This window comes from Ezakiella peruensis (genome assembly GCF_900215725.1).
Taxonomy (GTDB): Bacteria; Bacillota; Clostridia; order Tissierellales; family Peptoniphilaceae; genus Ezakiella; species Ezakiella peruensis.
This window is the reverse complement of record NZ_LT962470.1, coordinates 338201-353340: the sequence shown is the minus strand read 5'-3', so window position 1 is coordinate 353340 and position 15140 is coordinate 338201. Positions and strand designations below refer to the sequence as shown.

16 protein-coding genes are annotated in these 15140 nt (G+C 30.1%); all 16 read left to right on the top strand.

The window, feature by feature from the left end; translation table 11 throughout:
- The first annotated feature begins 157 nt into the window (after window positions 1-157).
- The 16 genes from CUU59_RS06625 to CUU59_RS06550 all read left to right on the top strand — a co-directional run bounded on the left by CUU59_RS06625 (window position 158) and on the right by CUU59_RS06550 (window position 15133).
- Window positions 158-931 carry a replication initiator protein A gene (locus CUU59_RS06625; RefSeq protein WP_099951174.1) on the top strand — a complete coding sequence of 258 codons (774 nt, stop codon included), beginning with the start codon at window positions 158-160 and terminating at the stop codon, window positions 929-931.
- Window positions 928-1755, top strand: coding sequence for an ATP-binding protein (locus CUU59_RS06620; protein ID WP_099951173.1), 828 nt, complete (start codon window positions 928-930; stop codon window positions 1753-1755). The genes CUU59_RS06625 and CUU59_RS06620 overlap by 4 nt, the downstream gene beginning before the upstream one ends.
- Window positions 1748-2233 (top strand): PcfB family protein, encoded by a 486-nt coding sequence (locus CUU59_RS06615; RefSeq protein WP_099951172.1) that lies wholly within the window; start codon window positions 1748-1750, stop codon window positions 2231-2233. Before CUU59_RS06620 ends, CUU59_RS06615 begins: the two co-directional genes overlap by 8 nt.
- Window positions 2230-2964: a BRO family protein gene (locus tag CUU59_RS06610; protein WP_099951171.1), complete on the top strand. Its 735-nt coding sequence runs from the start codon at window positions 2230-2232 to the stop codon at window positions 2962-2964. The genes CUU59_RS06615 and CUU59_RS06610 overlap by 4 nt, the downstream gene beginning before the upstream one ends.
- Window positions 2957-4753, top strand: a complete 1797-nt coding sequence (locus CUU59_RS06605) for a VirD4-like conjugal transfer protein, CD1115 family (protein WP_099951170.1) — start codon at window positions 2957-2959, stop codon at window positions 4751-4753. The genes CUU59_RS06610 and CUU59_RS06605 overlap by 8 nt, the downstream gene beginning before the upstream one ends.
- An 18-nt stretch (window positions 4754-4771) precedes the next feature.
- A complete protein-coding gene (locus CUU59_RS06600) occupies window positions 4772-5047 on the top strand; it encodes a hypothetical protein (protein ID WP_099951169.1) in 276 nt (91 codons plus the stop codon).
- Window positions 5048-5158: 111 nt separating this feature from the next.
- Entirely contained in the window at window positions 5159-6103 is a 945-nt protein-coding gene (locus tag CUU59_RS06595) for a hypothetical protein (RefSeq protein ID WP_099951168.1), read from the top strand.
- 187 nt (window positions 6104-6290) lie between these two features.
- Window positions 6291-6605: a single-stranded DNA-binding protein gene (locus CUU59_RS06590; protein WP_099951167.1), complete on the top strand. Its 315-nt coding sequence runs from the start codon at window positions 6291-6293 to the stop codon at window positions 6603-6605.
- A gap of 1 nt (window position 6606) precedes the next feature.
- Entirely contained in the window at window positions 6607-6822 is a 216-nt protein-coding gene (locus CUU59_RS06585; protein ID WP_000394204.1) for a Maff2 family mobile element protein, read from the top strand.
- A gap of 10 nt (window positions 6823-6832) precedes the next feature.
- Window positions 6833-7696, top strand: a complete 864-nt coding sequence (locus CUU59_RS06580; RefSeq protein ID WP_099951166.1) for a VirB6/TrbL-like conjugal transfer protein, CD1112 family — start codon at window positions 6833-6835, stop codon at window positions 7694-7696.
- Window positions 7697-7705: 9 nt separating this feature from the next.
- Window positions 7706-7996 carry a hypothetical protein gene (locus CUU59_RS06575; RefSeq protein ID WP_099951165.1) on the top strand — a complete coding sequence of 97 codons (291 nt, stop codon included), beginning with the start codon at window positions 7706-7708 and terminating at the stop codon, window positions 7994-7996.
- 1 nt (window position 7997) lies between these two features.
- Window positions 7998-8408 (top strand): PrgI family protein, encoded by a 411-nt coding sequence (locus tag CUU59_RS06570; protein WP_008902108.1) that lies wholly within the window; start codon window positions 7998-8000, stop codon window positions 8406-8408.
- Complete coding sequence (locus tag CUU59_RS06565; RefSeq protein ID WP_099951164.1) at window positions 8299-10722, top strand: VirB4-like conjugal transfer ATPase, CD1110 family; 2424 nt, start codon at window positions 8299-8301, stop codon at window positions 10720-10722. The genes CUU59_RS06570 and CUU59_RS06565 overlap by 110 nt, the downstream gene beginning before the upstream one ends.
- A 7-nt stretch (window positions 10723-10729) precedes the next feature.
- Complete coding sequence (locus tag CUU59_RS06560; protein WP_099951163.1) at window positions 10730-13309, top strand: CD1108 family mobile element protein; 2580 nt, start codon at window positions 10730-10732, stop codon at window positions 13307-13309.
- Window positions 13310-13323: 14 nt separating this feature from the next.
- Window positions 13324-13563, top strand: a complete 240-nt coding sequence (locus CUU59_RS06555; RefSeq protein ID WP_047211607.1) for a hypothetical protein — start codon at window positions 13324-13326, stop codon at window positions 13561-13563.
- Window positions 13550-15133 carry a stalk domain-containing protein gene (locus CUU59_RS06550; RefSeq protein WP_099951162.1) on the top strand — a complete coding sequence of 528 codons (1584 nt, stop codon included), beginning with the start codon at window positions 13550-13552 and terminating at the stop codon, window positions 15131-15133. The genes CUU59_RS06555 and CUU59_RS06550 overlap by 14 nt, the downstream gene beginning before the upstream one ends.
- The last annotated feature ends 7 nt before the right edge of the window (window positions 15134-15140 follow it).

Genomic DNA, 15140 nt, shown 5'->3' with positions numbered 1-15140 from the left:
AAAGACCCAAAAAAACTACATGGACGTAAGAGTAGTTTTGCAACTGGTATGAGGAGACACAAAGAAAAATATAATAAGAAAAAACCCATTTTATACTTTCTACAAGAGTAGCTTAAATAAGGCTGCTCTTTTTTTATTTCTAAGAAAGGAGGCGAGAATGAATTTTGATTATTTTTATAATAGGCAATCTGAGATGTATAACTTCATTAGGTTACCTATGGTATTAATGGAAGATGAGATTTTTGAGAGCATTTCTATTGAAGCTAAAGTTTTGTATTCATATATGCTTAATCGAATGGGTCTTTCATATAAAAATGGCTGGATAGATGAAGACGGAAAAGTCTTTATTTATTACACAATTGAAAGCATAAAAGATCAATTTAATTGTGCGAGTGAAAAAGCGAATAAATTAATAGCTGAACTTGATATTAAATCAGGAATAGGACTGATTGAAAAGAAAAGACAAGGATTGGGAAAGCCTAACAGAATTTATGTTAAAGACTTTATGAGCATATTTAATAATGTGGAAATAAAAAATCAAGAAGTTCGAAAAACAAAATTCCAGAAGTTCGATAATCGAAATTCAAGAGATTCGAATATCGAAAGTCAAGATTTTCGAAAATCGGAAGGTAACTATAACAATATTAGTAATAATGAGTTAAGAAAGAATGATTTTAGTAAGGGACAAAAGCCTTATGGAATATATAAAAATATATTTTTGACTGATGAAGAATACAAGGACTTAACAAATGAGTTGGGGAGCAGAATTAGTGAATACATTGATAGGCTCTCGTCATATATGAAAGCAAATAACAGAGTTTATCAAGATCACAAGGCAACGATAATCAATTGGTATCTTAATGATCAGGCAAAAAACATTAATGATAATACAACAAGGAAAATGAATTACGATATAGGAGAGAGTTTATGAAGAACTTAAAAGATTTTGTATTAAGAGAAAATGATGTTGAAAGGAATGGACATATTTATTGCAAGGTCTGTGGTAAAAGAGTCGATGGAGAATTACTTGACCTTGGATTTACAAAGTTTATTCCCAGAATTAAATGTGAATGTGAAATAAAAAGAGATAAGGAAAATGAAGAAAGAGAAAGACTGATGAAAATATCATCGCTGAAAAGAGATTGCTTCTCATCGCCTATCCAACACCAATATAATTTTGAGAGATTCTTAAATGAAAAAGGTCAAGCCTATAAGGTTGCATATAATTATGCCAAAAGCTTTGAACAAATGAAGGAAGACAATGTTGGACTTTTATTTTATGGAGATGTTGGCAGTGGAAAGACTTATCTTGCTTGTTCTATTGCAAATGAATTAATTGAAAGAGAACAAGTTAAAGTTAAGATTATGAATTTATCTCAGGTTATAAATCAAATACAAAAATCTGCATTTAAGGTTGATTCAAATGAAATAATAAGTAACCTCTCTAATATTCCTTTGTTAATCTTAGATGACCTTGGAATTGAAAGGGATACATCTTATGCAAGAGAGCAAGTATATAACATTATAAACTCAAGATACTTAAAGGGTAAGCCGACAATTTTTACTACAAACTTATCATTGGAAATTATTCAAAATCCTAATATTGACCTTGAGTATCAGAGGATATATTCAAGAATACTTGAAATGACAATTCCAGTTAAAGTTACAGGAGAAGATTTTAGAAGAAAAATCCATCAAGAGAAGTTAAGAAAATACAAAGAGTTACTTTTATATGGAGGTGGAATAGATGATTAATGAAGAAGTATCAAGGTCAAGTCTTAATCTTGAAGTAAGACTTGCAAAAGCAACAAGTAAAGCAATTCTTGATGCCTTAAAGAAAGTACACAAGCAAATAGAAGAACAAGGAGGCTTGAAAAATGTAATAAAAAATAATGGAGAAGAAGTAAAACTAAAAGATATGGTTAAAAAGGGACAGTTAGAAGAAATTAATCTAAAGGATCCTGAGTTAAAAGAATTAAAGAAAATTTTAAATAAACATGGAGTGAAGTTTTCTGTTATGAAAGATAAGGAAACTGGCAACCACTCTGTGTTTTTTCAATCTAAGGATATAAAGGTAATGGAACATGCCTTTAAAAAAGCAGTTAAGGCTTCTGAAAGAAAGGCCGATAGAAAAGATTCAATAACGAAGTCTATAAATAAGTTTAAAAATATGGCTAAGGACACCATCAGCAAAGATAAAGTTAAAAATAAACATAAGGAGCAAAGCTTATGATAAGTAATTTAAAAACATTTGAAAATAAGAATTTTGGGAAACTCACTGTTATAGAAAAAGACGGTGAGTTTTTCTTTATAGCAAATGAAGTAGCAACTATGTTAGGTTATGTCAATCCAAGAAAAGCTATTTATGACCATGTAGATGAAGAAGATAAGGGTGTAACGAAATGGAACACCCCTGGAGGAATACAGAATATTTCAATAATTAATGAGTCAGGATTGTATTCACTTATCCTCTCATCAAAACTACCACAAGCAAAAATATTCAAAGCTTGGGTAACTAGAGAAGTCTTACCAAGTATTAGAAAGAATGGAGGATATATAATAGGGCAAGAAAAGAAAACTAATGAAGAGTTACTTGCAGATGCAATTCTGGTAGCCAATAGAATTATTGCCGAAAGAGAAGAAGAGATTGAAGAATTAAAACCAAAGGCAGATTATTATGACAAATTAGTAGATTACAACCTACTTACAAACTTTAGAAATACTGCCAAAGAGTTAGGAATACCACAAAATCAATTTATAAGTTTTTTAATGGATAAAGGATTAATTTATAGAGATAAGAAAAAGAAACTCTTACCATATTCAGATAAGAACAAGGGATATTTTGAAGTAAAGGAATGGGTTGATCCACTAGGTACACTTGTAGGAATACAAACATTTATAACACCAAAAGGAATACACTACCTACTAATTTTATTAGATAGCGAAGGTTTCTACGATGAATAAGATATTAGAAGCCATTCTTTCTGATATTAAAAACTTAATTAAAATAGACAACCCAAAGAAATTTATATTATCAAACATTCCTTATCTATCATTTTTCTACATTGGAAATATCCTTTCTAAGCACATCAATTCTTATGTAGGAGGAGATATTATTGATAGATTAATGGTGGGAATTTCTGATATAGGAACTTTATCTTATATACCGAGCCTTAATCCAAGGGACTTGTTAGTAGGTATTTCAGTTGCTGGTCTTGTTAAGCTAATTGTTTATAGCAAAGGAAAAAATAAAAAGAAATATAGGCAAGGCAAAGAATATGGATCTGCAAGATGGGGAGAAAGTAAGGATATTGCTCCATATATAGACCCTAAGTTTGAAAACAATGTTCTCATAACTAATACTGAAAGACTTACAATGAACTCAAGACCTAAAAATCCCAAATATGCTAGAAATAAAAATGTATTAGTAATAGGTGGTTCTGGATCAGGTAAAACAAGATTTTATGTAAAGCCAAACCTAATGCAAATGCACTCTTCCTATGTAGTAACAGACCCTAAAGGCACGCTTGTGTTAGAGTGTGGGAAAATGCTCTATGAAAATGGATATGATATAAAAATATTAAATACAATAAACTTCAAAAAGTCCATGAAATACAATCCATTTGCCTATTTGAGAAGTGAAAAAGATATTTTAAAACTTGTCCAAACTATAATTGCTAATACTAAGGGAGATGGAGAAAAGGCAGGAGAAGATTTTTGGGTAAAGGCTGAGAAGCTATATTACACTGCCCTTATTGGTTATATCTATTATGAAGCACCAGAAGAAGAAAAGAACTTTAAAACGCTTTTAGATATGATTGACGCAAGTGAAGTTAGAGAAGATGACGAAACCTATATGAACCCAATTGATAGGCTCTTTGAAGCTCTAGAAAAGAAAGACCCAAGTCATTTTGCAGTTAAGCAATACAAGAAATATAAACTGGCAGCAGGAAAAACTGCCAAATCAATTCTAATATCTTGTGGAGCAAGACTTGCACCTTTTGATATAAGAGAGCTTAGAGAGCTAATGAGTGAAGATGAATTAGAGCTTGATAAAATTGGAGATAGGAAAACAGCTTTGTTCGTAATAATATCAGATACTGACGATACTTTTAACTTTGTAGTTTCAATAATGTATTCTCAATTATTTAATCTACTATGTGATAAGGCAGATGATGTGTATGGTGGAAGACTTCCAGTTCATGTAAGATGTCTACTTGATGAGTTTGCAAATATAGGTTTGATTCCTAAATTTGAAAAATTAATAGCGACAATTCGTTCAAGAGAAATATCAGCAAGTATAATACTGCAAGCACAATCTCAGTTAAAAGCAATCTATAAAGACCATGCAGATACAATAGTTGGTAACTGCGACTCTACACTCTTTTTAGGAGGAAAAGAAAAAACAACAGTAAAAGAATTATCAGAAACCTTAGGAAAAGAAACCATAGACCTATATAACACATCAGAAACAAGATCAAATCAAAAATCTTTTGGTCTAAATTACCAAAAAACTGGCAAGGAACTTATGAGCCAAGATGAAATAACTGTAATGGATGGTGGTAAGTGTATTTATCAGTTAAGAGGAGTTAGACCTTTCTTATCAGATAAGTTTGATATTACAAAGCATAAAAATTACAAGTTGTTGGAAGATTATGATAAGAAGAACTTGTTTGATGTGGAAGAGTATCTAACAAATAGAGATAAGGTAAAGTTAAAATCAAGTTATAAAATAAATAGGTTAAACATTTGATTTTATGGAGAAAGCAAAATGTGTGAAAATAGAAAATTATCTTTAATTATATTAAATATAAATGGGGAGCAGTTTATTCTAGAAAGTGATACAGAACTCACAATGGATAAGAAAAATTATATTGAAGCAATATGTGGGACAATGTACAATGAAAGTAATGAATGGTATGAAGATATATATGATATGTCCCCATATGATATAGCTGAGTTATTCGAAAAAACAGTAAAAGAAGAAGTAGGAATAAATGTTAAATTTAAAGCGATAGACCTTGAAGTATCGATTTTAGAAGACTAAAAATAATAATCTAAAATTAAATAGCAACAGTTTGATTACAAGATTATAAATTAATAATAGACAAAAGAATTTTTGATATAGTTTTTATGTGTATAACTAAGGAGGTAATATATGAGATGTTGTAAAAGTCCTAAAAAGGTTTCAATTAGCATTAAACACGAACCTGTACCAATGAAAGATATTCAAGAACTATTTTTATCGTTATCATTCTTGTTATGGTATTCTCCAGAAGTAAAAACTTCTAGGCAGAGTTTATCAAATCCAATAATATTTAATAAAACTTATGAAGATATTGTTATGGAATTTATACAGAATGGTTTAAAAATGAATTCAGATGATATATTTTTTTATGATCAACCTAAATTACCAATAGATATTATTTCTGAATATATTGACAGTTATGAGGGAGGTAACCCTAAATTTAAAGATATATGTGTAAATTGTCAAAAAATTTATATAGCAGATACTAAAAACCTTTCTAAACCAGTAAAGTTTTTAAGTCATATGAGGAATATTTTAGCTCATGGAAATTTTAATATTGTAAATGGTTTGATCATTGGCTATGACAAAAATCCATGGGATAATAAAATTAATACAATAATAAAATTATATCCTACAGAATTATATAAATCATTAAATTATATAGATCCATCTAATCACTTTGGTATTACTTTAGAAAAAATTTTGCATGTTGGGTTTGAAAAACTAGGTTATAAAATTACTTCCTTTAATACAAATTATAGACATGACTTTATTTTGAGTAAAGATAATCTCAACTATTTTATTGATTTAAAATACGTGTCAAACATAGAGAACATAAGAAGATTGATTCGATTAGAGGAAAGTAAATCTTCAAAAAAAGATAAACATAAAGTAATTAAATTAATAGAATTAAAAGGAAAAGATGTGTTTCCAAACATATCTAACCATGAAATAAAAATTGAGGAAATAAATAATAATATATATATTTATCCAGGGATTTTAGCAGAACTCTATAACGGAGTAGATATAATAGAGAAGTATGAACTAATTAAATATGGGAATACATTTAAATGAAAAATATTATTTGGGCGATAGAAATTAAAAACTCTATCGTCTTTTTTTATACTCAAAATTAGGAGGTTAATATGGTAAGGATAAGAAGTCCCACTTAAAACAATTTAATATATAAGACATTTAGCGATTGAAATATAAGTTCAGTCGCTTTTTTAATTGAAATTTATAAATCAAGGAGAAGAAATTAATGGATAGAGAAATGATAAATATTAATGCAAATTTAGTTAAGGAAGCTGAATTTTCAGAATTTGAAAAAGATGGAGAAAATGTTCAAGTAGCTAATTTTGCTCTTGTTAAAAATTATGGAAAGGGCAAAGAATATACAAATTGCTCAGTATATGGAGAAAAGGTAGAAATTGTAAAAGAATTTGAAAAAGGAGATCTAATCCATGTCTTTGGATATTTCAAAGAAAACAAAAAAGGAGATAAGGTCTACAAGAATTTTATAGTTAAATCACTAAACAAAATAGAAAATAAAGAGAAAGAAAACGAGGAGGAATAATATGGAATTTTTTACAGCTGGAGTTGGAGTTTTAAAGACACTTGTAACTGCAATTGGTGCAGGTTTAGGAGCATGGGGAGTTATTAACTTAATGGAAGGTTATGGTAATGATAACCCAGGTGCTAAATCTCAAGGTATTAAGCAGCTTATGGCTGGTGGAGGAATTGTACTAATCGGTATTAAATTAATTCCACTACTTGCAAATGCTTTAAATTAGGAGAAAGTCTATGTTTGGTATCTTTGACAAGCTAACTGAATTTTTTAAGGATATGCTACTCGGAGGTATCAAAGCAAATCTTGAGTCCATGTTCTTAGATATAAATGACAAGGTAGGAGTTATTGCAACTGATGTTGGTAAAACACCAATGGGTTGGAATGGAGAAGTATATAACTTCATAAAAAACATTAATGATAATGTGATTGTTCCAATAGCAGGTCTTATCATAACAGCAGTATTATGTATTGAACTCATAAATATGGTTATGCAAAAGAATAATATGCATGATACAGACACTTTTGAGTTTTTCAAATACATTATAAAGATGTTTATAGCAGTCTACCTTGCAAGCCATGCATTTGAATTTTCAATGGCAGTCTTTGATGTGGCACAAAATCTTGTAAACAAAGCGGCAGGGGTAATCACTACTTCTGCCACTGTTTCAGGAGATCAGATAGTTGCAATGGTTGATACATTAAAAGAAAAAGACGTTGGTGCATTAATAATGATATTAGTTGAAACAAGCCTTGTAAGGATTGCCATTCAATGTATATCTTTAACTATTACTTTAATAGTATATGGGCGTATGTTTGAAATATATGTCTACTCATCAGTATCATCCATACCATTTGCGACTATGGGAAATAAAGAATGGGGTCAGATTGGAACAAATTATATCAAGGGACTTTTTGCCTTGGGACTACAAGGTTTGTTTTTGATGATATGTTTAGGTATCTACACCGTTTTAATAAGGACGGTACAGATTACAGATATTCACGCAAGCTTGCTTAGTATATTAGGATATGCTCTACTACTTGGACTTATGATGTTTAAGAGTGGAACAGTTGCAAAAAGTATTATGAATACGCACTAGGAGGAATAAATGTTAAAAAAGAAAAATTATGCTTTATTGGGATTTGGAATTTTATTGGGAGGAACTTATGAAATCTTAAAAGAGAAAAAAAGAAATGAAGAGATTAGAAACTTAAAGAGGAGAATAAACAGACTCGGAAGATGTCATAATGAATTTGTTATGTATCAAGGAGAATACAATGACAGAAATGAAGAAAAACAAGAAGAATTAGAAGAAAGAATTAGCTACCTGGAAGAAGAAACAATATCTAATTATGACCATATACTTGAACTTTCCAAAGAAGAAGTAGAGGGAGATTAAAATGGCGTATGTACCAATACCAAAAGATTTGGACAAGATTAAAACAAAGGTTGCCTTTAACTTAACTAAAAGACAACTTATAGGTTTTTCTGTGGCAGGACTAATTGGCATACCAACCTATTTATTTATGAAGAAATATCTACCTAATGATGTTTCAATCATTGTAATGCTAATAGTAACCCTGCCAATCTTTTTTATAACCTTATATGAAAAAGATACCTTAACTTTTGAAAAATATTTTAAATTTTTCTATCTTCATAAGTTTTATCAACCAACTAAGAGAATAAGAAAGGAGGCATACATTGAAGCAAAGAAAAAAGCAAATCAGCGACTTAAATCTAAGGGAAAAACAATTAAAAAAAGACCGAAAGGAAGTAAGAAGGCTAAAAACAAAGAAAGATCCAACAAATAGTCTTCTAAGTGTACTTTTAAAGAAAGAGAAAAAGAGATTTACTGTTGAAGATACAATTCCCTATATAAGAATGTTACCAGAGGGCATTTGCCAGTTAGATGAAAAAAATTATTCAAGGACAATTTCATTTCAAGATATAAATTACCAGTTGGCATTGGAAGAAGATAGAGATTTAATCTTTAACCAATTTGCCAACTTTTTAAATTCTTTTGATCCAAGTGTCCACATTGAACTTTCGTATGTAAATCAATTAGGAAGAAATAAAGACCTACAAGATGCAATTAAAATTGCTGATAAGGGAGACTTCTATGACGATGTAAGAAAAGAGTTTAGGGAGATGTTAAAGCTTCAACTTGCAAAGGGCAATAACGGACTTAAAAAGATGAAGTATATAACCTTTACAACAGAAGCCGATAACCTAGAGCAAGCAAGAGCAAAGTTAAATAGACTTGAAGTAGATATTTTATCTAACTTTAAATCTATGGGAGTAAGAGCAGAAAGCCTTGATGGTGAAGAAAGGCTAAGACTTGTTCACGATATGTTAAATCCAGACAAAAACTTTTATTTTTCATATAAAGATTTGAAGAAGAAAGAGTCTACAAAGTCACATATAACTCCCAATATCTTTAATTTTGCACCAGCAAATAATTTTAAATTTGGGAAATTCATTGGAGCAGTAAGCCATTTTCAAATACTTGCAAGTGAGTTATCAGACAGAATGTTATCTGAGTTTTTAGATATTGATGACAATATTTATGTAGCTTTTCATATAGATGTAGTTGAACAAGCAGAAGCCATTAAACTCATTAAGAGAAAAAATACAGACCTGGATAGAATGAAAATTGAAGAACAAAAGAAAGCAGTTCGAGCAGGATATGATATGGATATTATTCCATCAGATATAAATACTTTTGGTGCGGATGTTAAGTCCATGTTATCTGACTTACAAAATAGAGATGAAAGGCTCTTTGTAGTTACCATAGTAATGATGAATTTTGCTAGGACTAATCAAAAATTAGAAAATACTATTGCTCAAATCTCATCAATTGCTAACAGACATAATTGTCAGGTGAAAAGATTATCTCATCAGCAAGAGCAAGGACTTGTTTCTGTCTTACCTCTAGGAGTTAACCAAGTCGAGATAAAAAGATTTTTAACTTCATCATCAACGGCAGTATTTATGCCTTTTACAACAGAAGAGCTATTTATTGATTCAGCAAATTCTTTGTACTATGGCTTAAATGCCCTTAGCCAAAACTTAATTATGGCAGATAGGAAGAAACTCAAGAACCCTAACGGATTAATATTAGGAACACCAGGTTCTGGTAAATCTTTCTCGGCAAAGAGAGAGATGGCAAATGCAATTCTTGTAACAGACGATGATGTAATTATTTGTGATCCTGAAGGCGAGTATTCAAACCTTGTAAAACAATTTAATGGAGAAGTTATTAAAGTTTCAGCAAAATCAAAGGACTACCTTAATCCACTAGATATTAATATGAACTATGGAGATGGGGACGCACCTTTAAAGGATAAGGCAAACTTCATAATGTCTATGCTTGAACTTGTAGTAGGAGGATCTGGTCTTACTGCTGCAGAAAAATCAGTTATAGATAGGTGCTTACCAAAGATATACCAAAAATATTTTGAAGACCCAAAACCAGAAAATATGCCAATATTAGGAGATTTATACGATATGCTCCTATCTCAAGAAGAGGGAGTCGGTAGAAAACTCGCAACAGAAATGGAAATTTATGTTAAGGGAAGTCTTAATGTATTTAATAATAGGTCAAATGTTGACTTAAATAGACAACTACTCTGTTTTGATATAAAAGAGCTAGGAACACAACTTAAAAAAATAGGTATGCTTGTAATTCAAGACCAGGTTTGGAACAAGGTTTCCCTAAATAGAGGAAGCAAGTCTACTAGATACTATATAGATGAGTTCCACCTTTTATTAAAAGACCCACAAACTGCTTCATATTCAGTAGAAATCTGGAAAAGATTTAGAAAATGGGGTGGTATTCCAACAGGTATAACTCAAAACGTAAAAGACCTTTTAACAAGTCAGGAAATTGAAAATATCTTTGATAATACAGACTTTGTTCTAATGTTAAATCAAGCATCTGGAGATAGAGATATTCTTGCTAAGAAATTAAAAATATCGCCTTATCAGTTAAACTATATTACTAATTCAAATGCAGGTGAGGGACTATTATTCTTTGGAAATACTATTGTTCCATTTATAGATAAGTTTCCTAAAGACACCATGTTATATAAGCTAATGACAACAAAACCAGAAGAAGCTAAGTAGGTGTGATATGGATAAAAAACTAAAAAAAGATTTTCAAAAGAAAATTATAAGAAATAGGGACGCTCCTGAAAAGAATATTGATAGTAAACTTGTTCATTCAGATGATTATACCAATAAGATTATTAAAACTAAGGATAGGTTCGGAGATAAAATTTCAGAAAAAGAATCTAAACTTATTCATGAGAATGTATCAGCTAAAGATCAAAAACAAGATAAACTAAAAGATTTTCAGAAGGCTAAAAACAAGGAAAGAATCAGAAAAGAAGTTTTAGATAATAAGGATAAGGCTGAAGAAATAAAACAAGCTAATTTTGAAATAAGGGCAGATGAAAGCTTTAAACTTGATGAAGATTTAGATGTAGATATCAAAAAGGTAAATTTTGATAGTGAAAACAGTAGAAATATTAATTCTAATAAACTAACAACAGATGATATTTCAGCTAAATCTCAGTCAATAAGCAATAAGAAGGCATCAAGAAAAAGACAAGTTCTTAAAAATTATGAGGATAAACTTATCCATAGTAGGGATAAATTCCAAGACAAAATCAACGAGAAAGAGTCTAAGCGAATCCACACAAGTGAAGATAAACCTATTGAAGCCAGGGAAAGCAAGAGAGTATATAGAAAAGATAAGCTTGTTAAAGATGAAGTAAGTAAGAACGAGAGTAATACTAGTATCGATAAAAAGCAAAAGCAGAAGCTTTATCAAGAAAAGAAGTTTAGAGATAAGGAAAAAATTTCTAATGAAATAAATAAAGAAAATAAGCTAAGCGTAGTTGATACAGATAAGACTTTTGATAACTCAAAGGTTAAAGACAATAATCAAGAATATGTAAAAGATGAAAAGGAAACAAGCCTTAAATCTTCAGAACAAAAGAAAGTCAACAAGAAGAAGACTTACTACAAGAGAAAAAATTATGAAAGTGATAAATTCACTCGAAAGAAAATCGATGACTTAAAAAATGAATCTAAGAAGGCTGCAACGAAAGACTCTAAGAAGGCACAAGATGTTAAAGACTTTATATCAGATAAAAAGATTGAAGAGCTTGAAAAGTCTAAAAGTAAGCTAAAGGATAATATCTTAAAGAATAAAACTAAAGGAGGTTTATCTTCTGGGGTTTTATTATCTGGAGCTAAGTCATCAGAGTTAGTGAGAGATTATTTAAGCTCAGGATCTGACAATACTGGTGTAGAATCTGGAGAAAAGGCTGCTAATGTAAGCTCTAAGCTCCAGCATGGAATAAGGAAGTATAAGCTAGATAAAAAGAAAAAGTCCTTAAAAAAGCTTTCTAAGCTTGATAAGAAAATAAGAAAGAGAAAAAGCAAGTTGGAGTTTAAAAGTGGCTTGGAAGATTTAAAAAAGTCAGATGCCTATATAAAGAAAAATAGATTTAAGAAGTTTTACCAGAGAAAACAAATGAAGAGCATGATAGCTAAAAAGCACGAAACAAGACTTGTAGATAGGGTTAAAAAAGCTGTTTTAAGTTTAGGTAAGGCTTCTAAAGAGCTGATTGTTAGAAAAAGTAAGATGGTTTTATTTGTAGTAATAGGACTAGGTCTTATGCTATCAATTATGATTGGTGGCGGAAGTGTTGGTATGAGTGGATTAAGTAACTCTGTAAACTCAGTAATGACAACAACATACCTATCACAAGACACAGTTCTAAGTGAAGTAAATCAAGAATTTTCATCAATGGAGTATGACCTACAATCACAAATCGAAAGTGTAAAAACAAGTCATCCTGGATATGACGAATATATCATAAACAAAGAAGGAGAAATTGGTCATAATACCCATGAACTTTTATCCTATATAACTTCAAGATGTGGAGAAGTAAAATCAGCATCTGAAGTAAAAGGAATTTTAAAAGAACTTTTCGACAAGATGTATAAGCTTGACTTTAAAGAAGAAATTGAAATTAGAACAAGAACAGTAGCAAGAACAAGATATGATAGTCGTGGCAATCCTTATACTAGCTATGAAAAAGAAGAGTACGAATATAAAAGGTTAATTGTAACTTTAAAGAAAAAAGAAATGGATGAAGTTGTTAGGGAAATATTTAAAGATTATCCAGACAATGTAGTTCATTATGAAGCTCTTCTTGAAGCTAAGGGGAATATGGGAGATGTTTTTGGATTAGGTAATGGGGACTTAGGAGAAATAGTAGACAATCCAAACTTTGGAAATCCTGGTCTTGCTTTTGATTCAGCTACTGCAAAAGCCTTATTTAATGAAGCAGAAAAACATATAGGTAAAAGATATGTGTTTGGAGCAAGTGGACCATCTAACTTTGACTGTTCAGGTTTTGTATGTTGGTCATTTACAAAGTCTGGTGTAAAGAGAATGCCAAGAACAACTGCATGGAGAATATATAAAGACTATTGTAATCCAGTAAGTCCAAGTGAAGCTCAACCTGGAGATATTATATTTTTCCACTCAACATATAACAGTGGAACACCAATATCTCACGTAGGAATATACGCAGGTAACGGAATGATGATTCACGCAGGAGATCCAATTCAATACACATCAATAAATTCAAAATATTGGAAATCACACTTTTATGGTTTTGGAAGACCAAGATAGAAGGGAGATATTATGTGAACAGAAAACTTATAAGTATTAGGAATAAAAAGAAAAAAATGGAAGAGAAATTGAAAGATTTAAATGCAAAATATAAAGAAATTTGCGATGAAGAAATACAAGTTGAAAATGAAGAAATAATTGTAACTCTTAGGAGGAACAATATTAGCTTGGAAGAATTAATGGAGAAAATCAATGATAGAAAAAGAGAAGAAAAATTAAAAGAAAAGGAGAACATTCATAATGAAGAAATTTAATACGAACAGACTAAGAGCCTTTTTTATGGCTCTTTTATTAGTTTTAACATCAACCTCAACTACTAATGTACTAGCTAAAGCTGATGATACAGATGGTAGTAAAAAAGTGATAGAGAGTTCTATTATTAAAATTAGTGATTTAGAAAATCAGATCAAAGACTTAAATGATAAGAAACAAGAAGACCAATCAAAGATAAATGAATTAAAGGAAAAGTTAGAATCTTGCAAAGATAATGGAGAGAAACTAAAACAAGAAAAAGCTAAGCTAGAAGAAGAAATTAGAGATAAAGATAATAAGATTGCTCAATTGAATAAAGAAATTGAGGAACTTAAAAATTCTAACAATGATGAACTAATAGCAGAAATTACTCAGCTTAAAGATGAATTAAAAAGATTACAAGATGAAAATGCAAAACTAAAAGAAGATTATTCATCTACAAAATGGGAGTTAGAAGCTGAGAAAGAAAAGACTGATAAAAACGAAAATAAAATCAAAGAAATACAAGAAAAGCTTGAGTCTTTAGAAGGGGAACTTGCAAAGAAGACTAAAGAAATTGAGGATAAAGATAATAAAATTAAGGACTTAGAAAAAGCTCTTGATGAAAAAGATACTAAGATAAAAGACTTAGAGTCTAAAAAGAAAGAAACAGAAAATTCTAAGTCAGAATGTTGCAAGAAAATTGAAGAGCTTCAAAAGGCTATTGATAGTTTAAAAGAATCTTCTGAAAATACAAAAAAAGAATTAGAAGAGAAAATTAAAGAGCTAGAAGAAAAACAAAAAACTTCTGAAGAAGAAATTAAAAAGCTAAAAAAAGATTTAGATAAGAAAATCGAAGAAGCAAAGAAGTTAATCGAGGAAGCAAATAAAAAATCGAAAGAAGAACTTGAAAAACAAGCTAAAGATGAAAAAGATAAAAATCTAAATCAAGACTTATCTAAGAAATTAGATGAACTTCTAAAACTTCAAAAAGAAAATAAAGAGAAGAAAGAAGATAAGAAATCTCAAGATAAGAAGTGGGACGAAATTTTGAAAGCTGATGACAAGAATATCCTAAATCAATTTGATCTTAACAAGATGAAAGAGCAAGAGAAACAACATGACAAAAAACAAGTTAAAGATGAAAAAGAATTTGCAGTTTTTCAAGTAGACAAAAACTTTTATAACATTATCAATAAAGATGGTAAGACAACGGTCTACATGGATGTAAAAACTTATGTGGATCAAGGAAGAACCATGATTCCAGTAAGATATATCGCTTATACTCTAGGTTTTAATGTTGAGTATGACAACTCTACTCGTGAAGCTATTTTCTCAAATAAAGAGAATAATATCCTAGCTAAAAAGACATTAAGACTAAATATTGATACTGGTGTTATGAAAGATTCAGATGGAAAAGTCTACAATTCAGATGTTAAGCCAGTAATTATAAATGGAAGAATTCATGCTTCAATTTCAAATATTGCTAAAGCTTTTGGAGCAAGTCATGGAGATATTAAAGATGGCAAAAACCAAACAATAGAATGGGACAATGCTAGAAAAGCAGTCTATGTATTTAAAAATGTAAAATAAGAAAGGA

What these genes read in the sequence shown, in the direction of transcription:
- CUU59_RS06625 (WP_099951174.1), top strand. Translation starts at nt 158, where the DNA reads ATGAATTTTGATTATTTTTATAATAGGCAATCTGAGATGTATAACTTC.
- CUU59_RS06620 (WP_099951173.1), top strand. Translation starts at nt 928, where the DNA reads ATGAAGAACTTAAAAGATTTTGTATTAAGAGAAAATGATGTTGAAAGG.
- CUU59_RS06615 (WP_099951172.1), top strand. Translation starts at nt 1,748, where the DNA reads ATGATTAATGAAGAAGTATCAAGGTCAAGTCTTAATCTTGAAGTAAGA.
- CUU59_RS06610 (WP_099951171.1), top strand. Translation starts at nt 2,230, where the DNA reads ATGATAAGTAATTTAAAAACATTTGAAAATAAGAATTTTGGGAAACTC.
- CUU59_RS06605 (WP_099951170.1), top strand. Translation starts at nt 2,957, where the DNA reads ATGAATAAGATATTAGAAGCCATTCTTTCTGATATTAAAAACTTAATT.
- CUU59_RS06600 (WP_099951169.1), top strand. Translation starts at nt 4,772, where the DNA reads ATGTGTGAAAATAGAAAATTATCTTTAATTATATTAAATATAAATGGG.
- CUU59_RS06595 (WP_099951168.1), top strand. Translation starts at nt 5,159, where the DNA reads ATGAGATGTTGTAAAAGTCCTAAAAAGGTTTCAATTAGCATTAAACAC.
- CUU59_RS06590 (WP_099951167.1), top strand. Translation starts at nt 6,291, where the DNA reads ATGGATAGAGAAATGATAAATATTAATGCAAATTTAGTTAAGGAAGCT.
- CUU59_RS06585 (WP_000394204.1), top strand. Translation starts at nt 6,607, where the DNA reads ATGGAATTTTTTACAGCTGGAGTTGGAGTTTTAAAGACACTTGTAACT.
- CUU59_RS06580 (WP_099951166.1), top strand. Translation starts at nt 6,833, where the DNA reads ATGTTTGGTATCTTTGACAAGCTAACTGAATTTTTTAAGGATATGCTA.
- CUU59_RS06575 (WP_099951165.1), top strand. Translation starts at nt 7,706, where the DNA reads ATGTTAAAAAAGAAAAATTATGCTTTATTGGGATTTGGAATTTTATTG.
- CUU59_RS06570 (WP_008902108.1), top strand. Translation starts at nt 7,998, where the DNA reads ATGGCGTATGTACCAATACCAAAAGATTTGGACAAGATTAAAACAAAG.
- CUU59_RS06560 (WP_099951163.1), top strand. Translation starts at nt 10,730, where the DNA reads ATGGATAAAAAACTAAAAAAAGATTTTCAAAAGAAAATTATAAGAAAT.
- CUU59_RS06550 (WP_099951162.1), top strand. Translation starts at nt 13,550, where the DNA reads ATGAAGAAATTTAATACGAACAGACTAAGAGCCTTTTTTATGGCTCTT.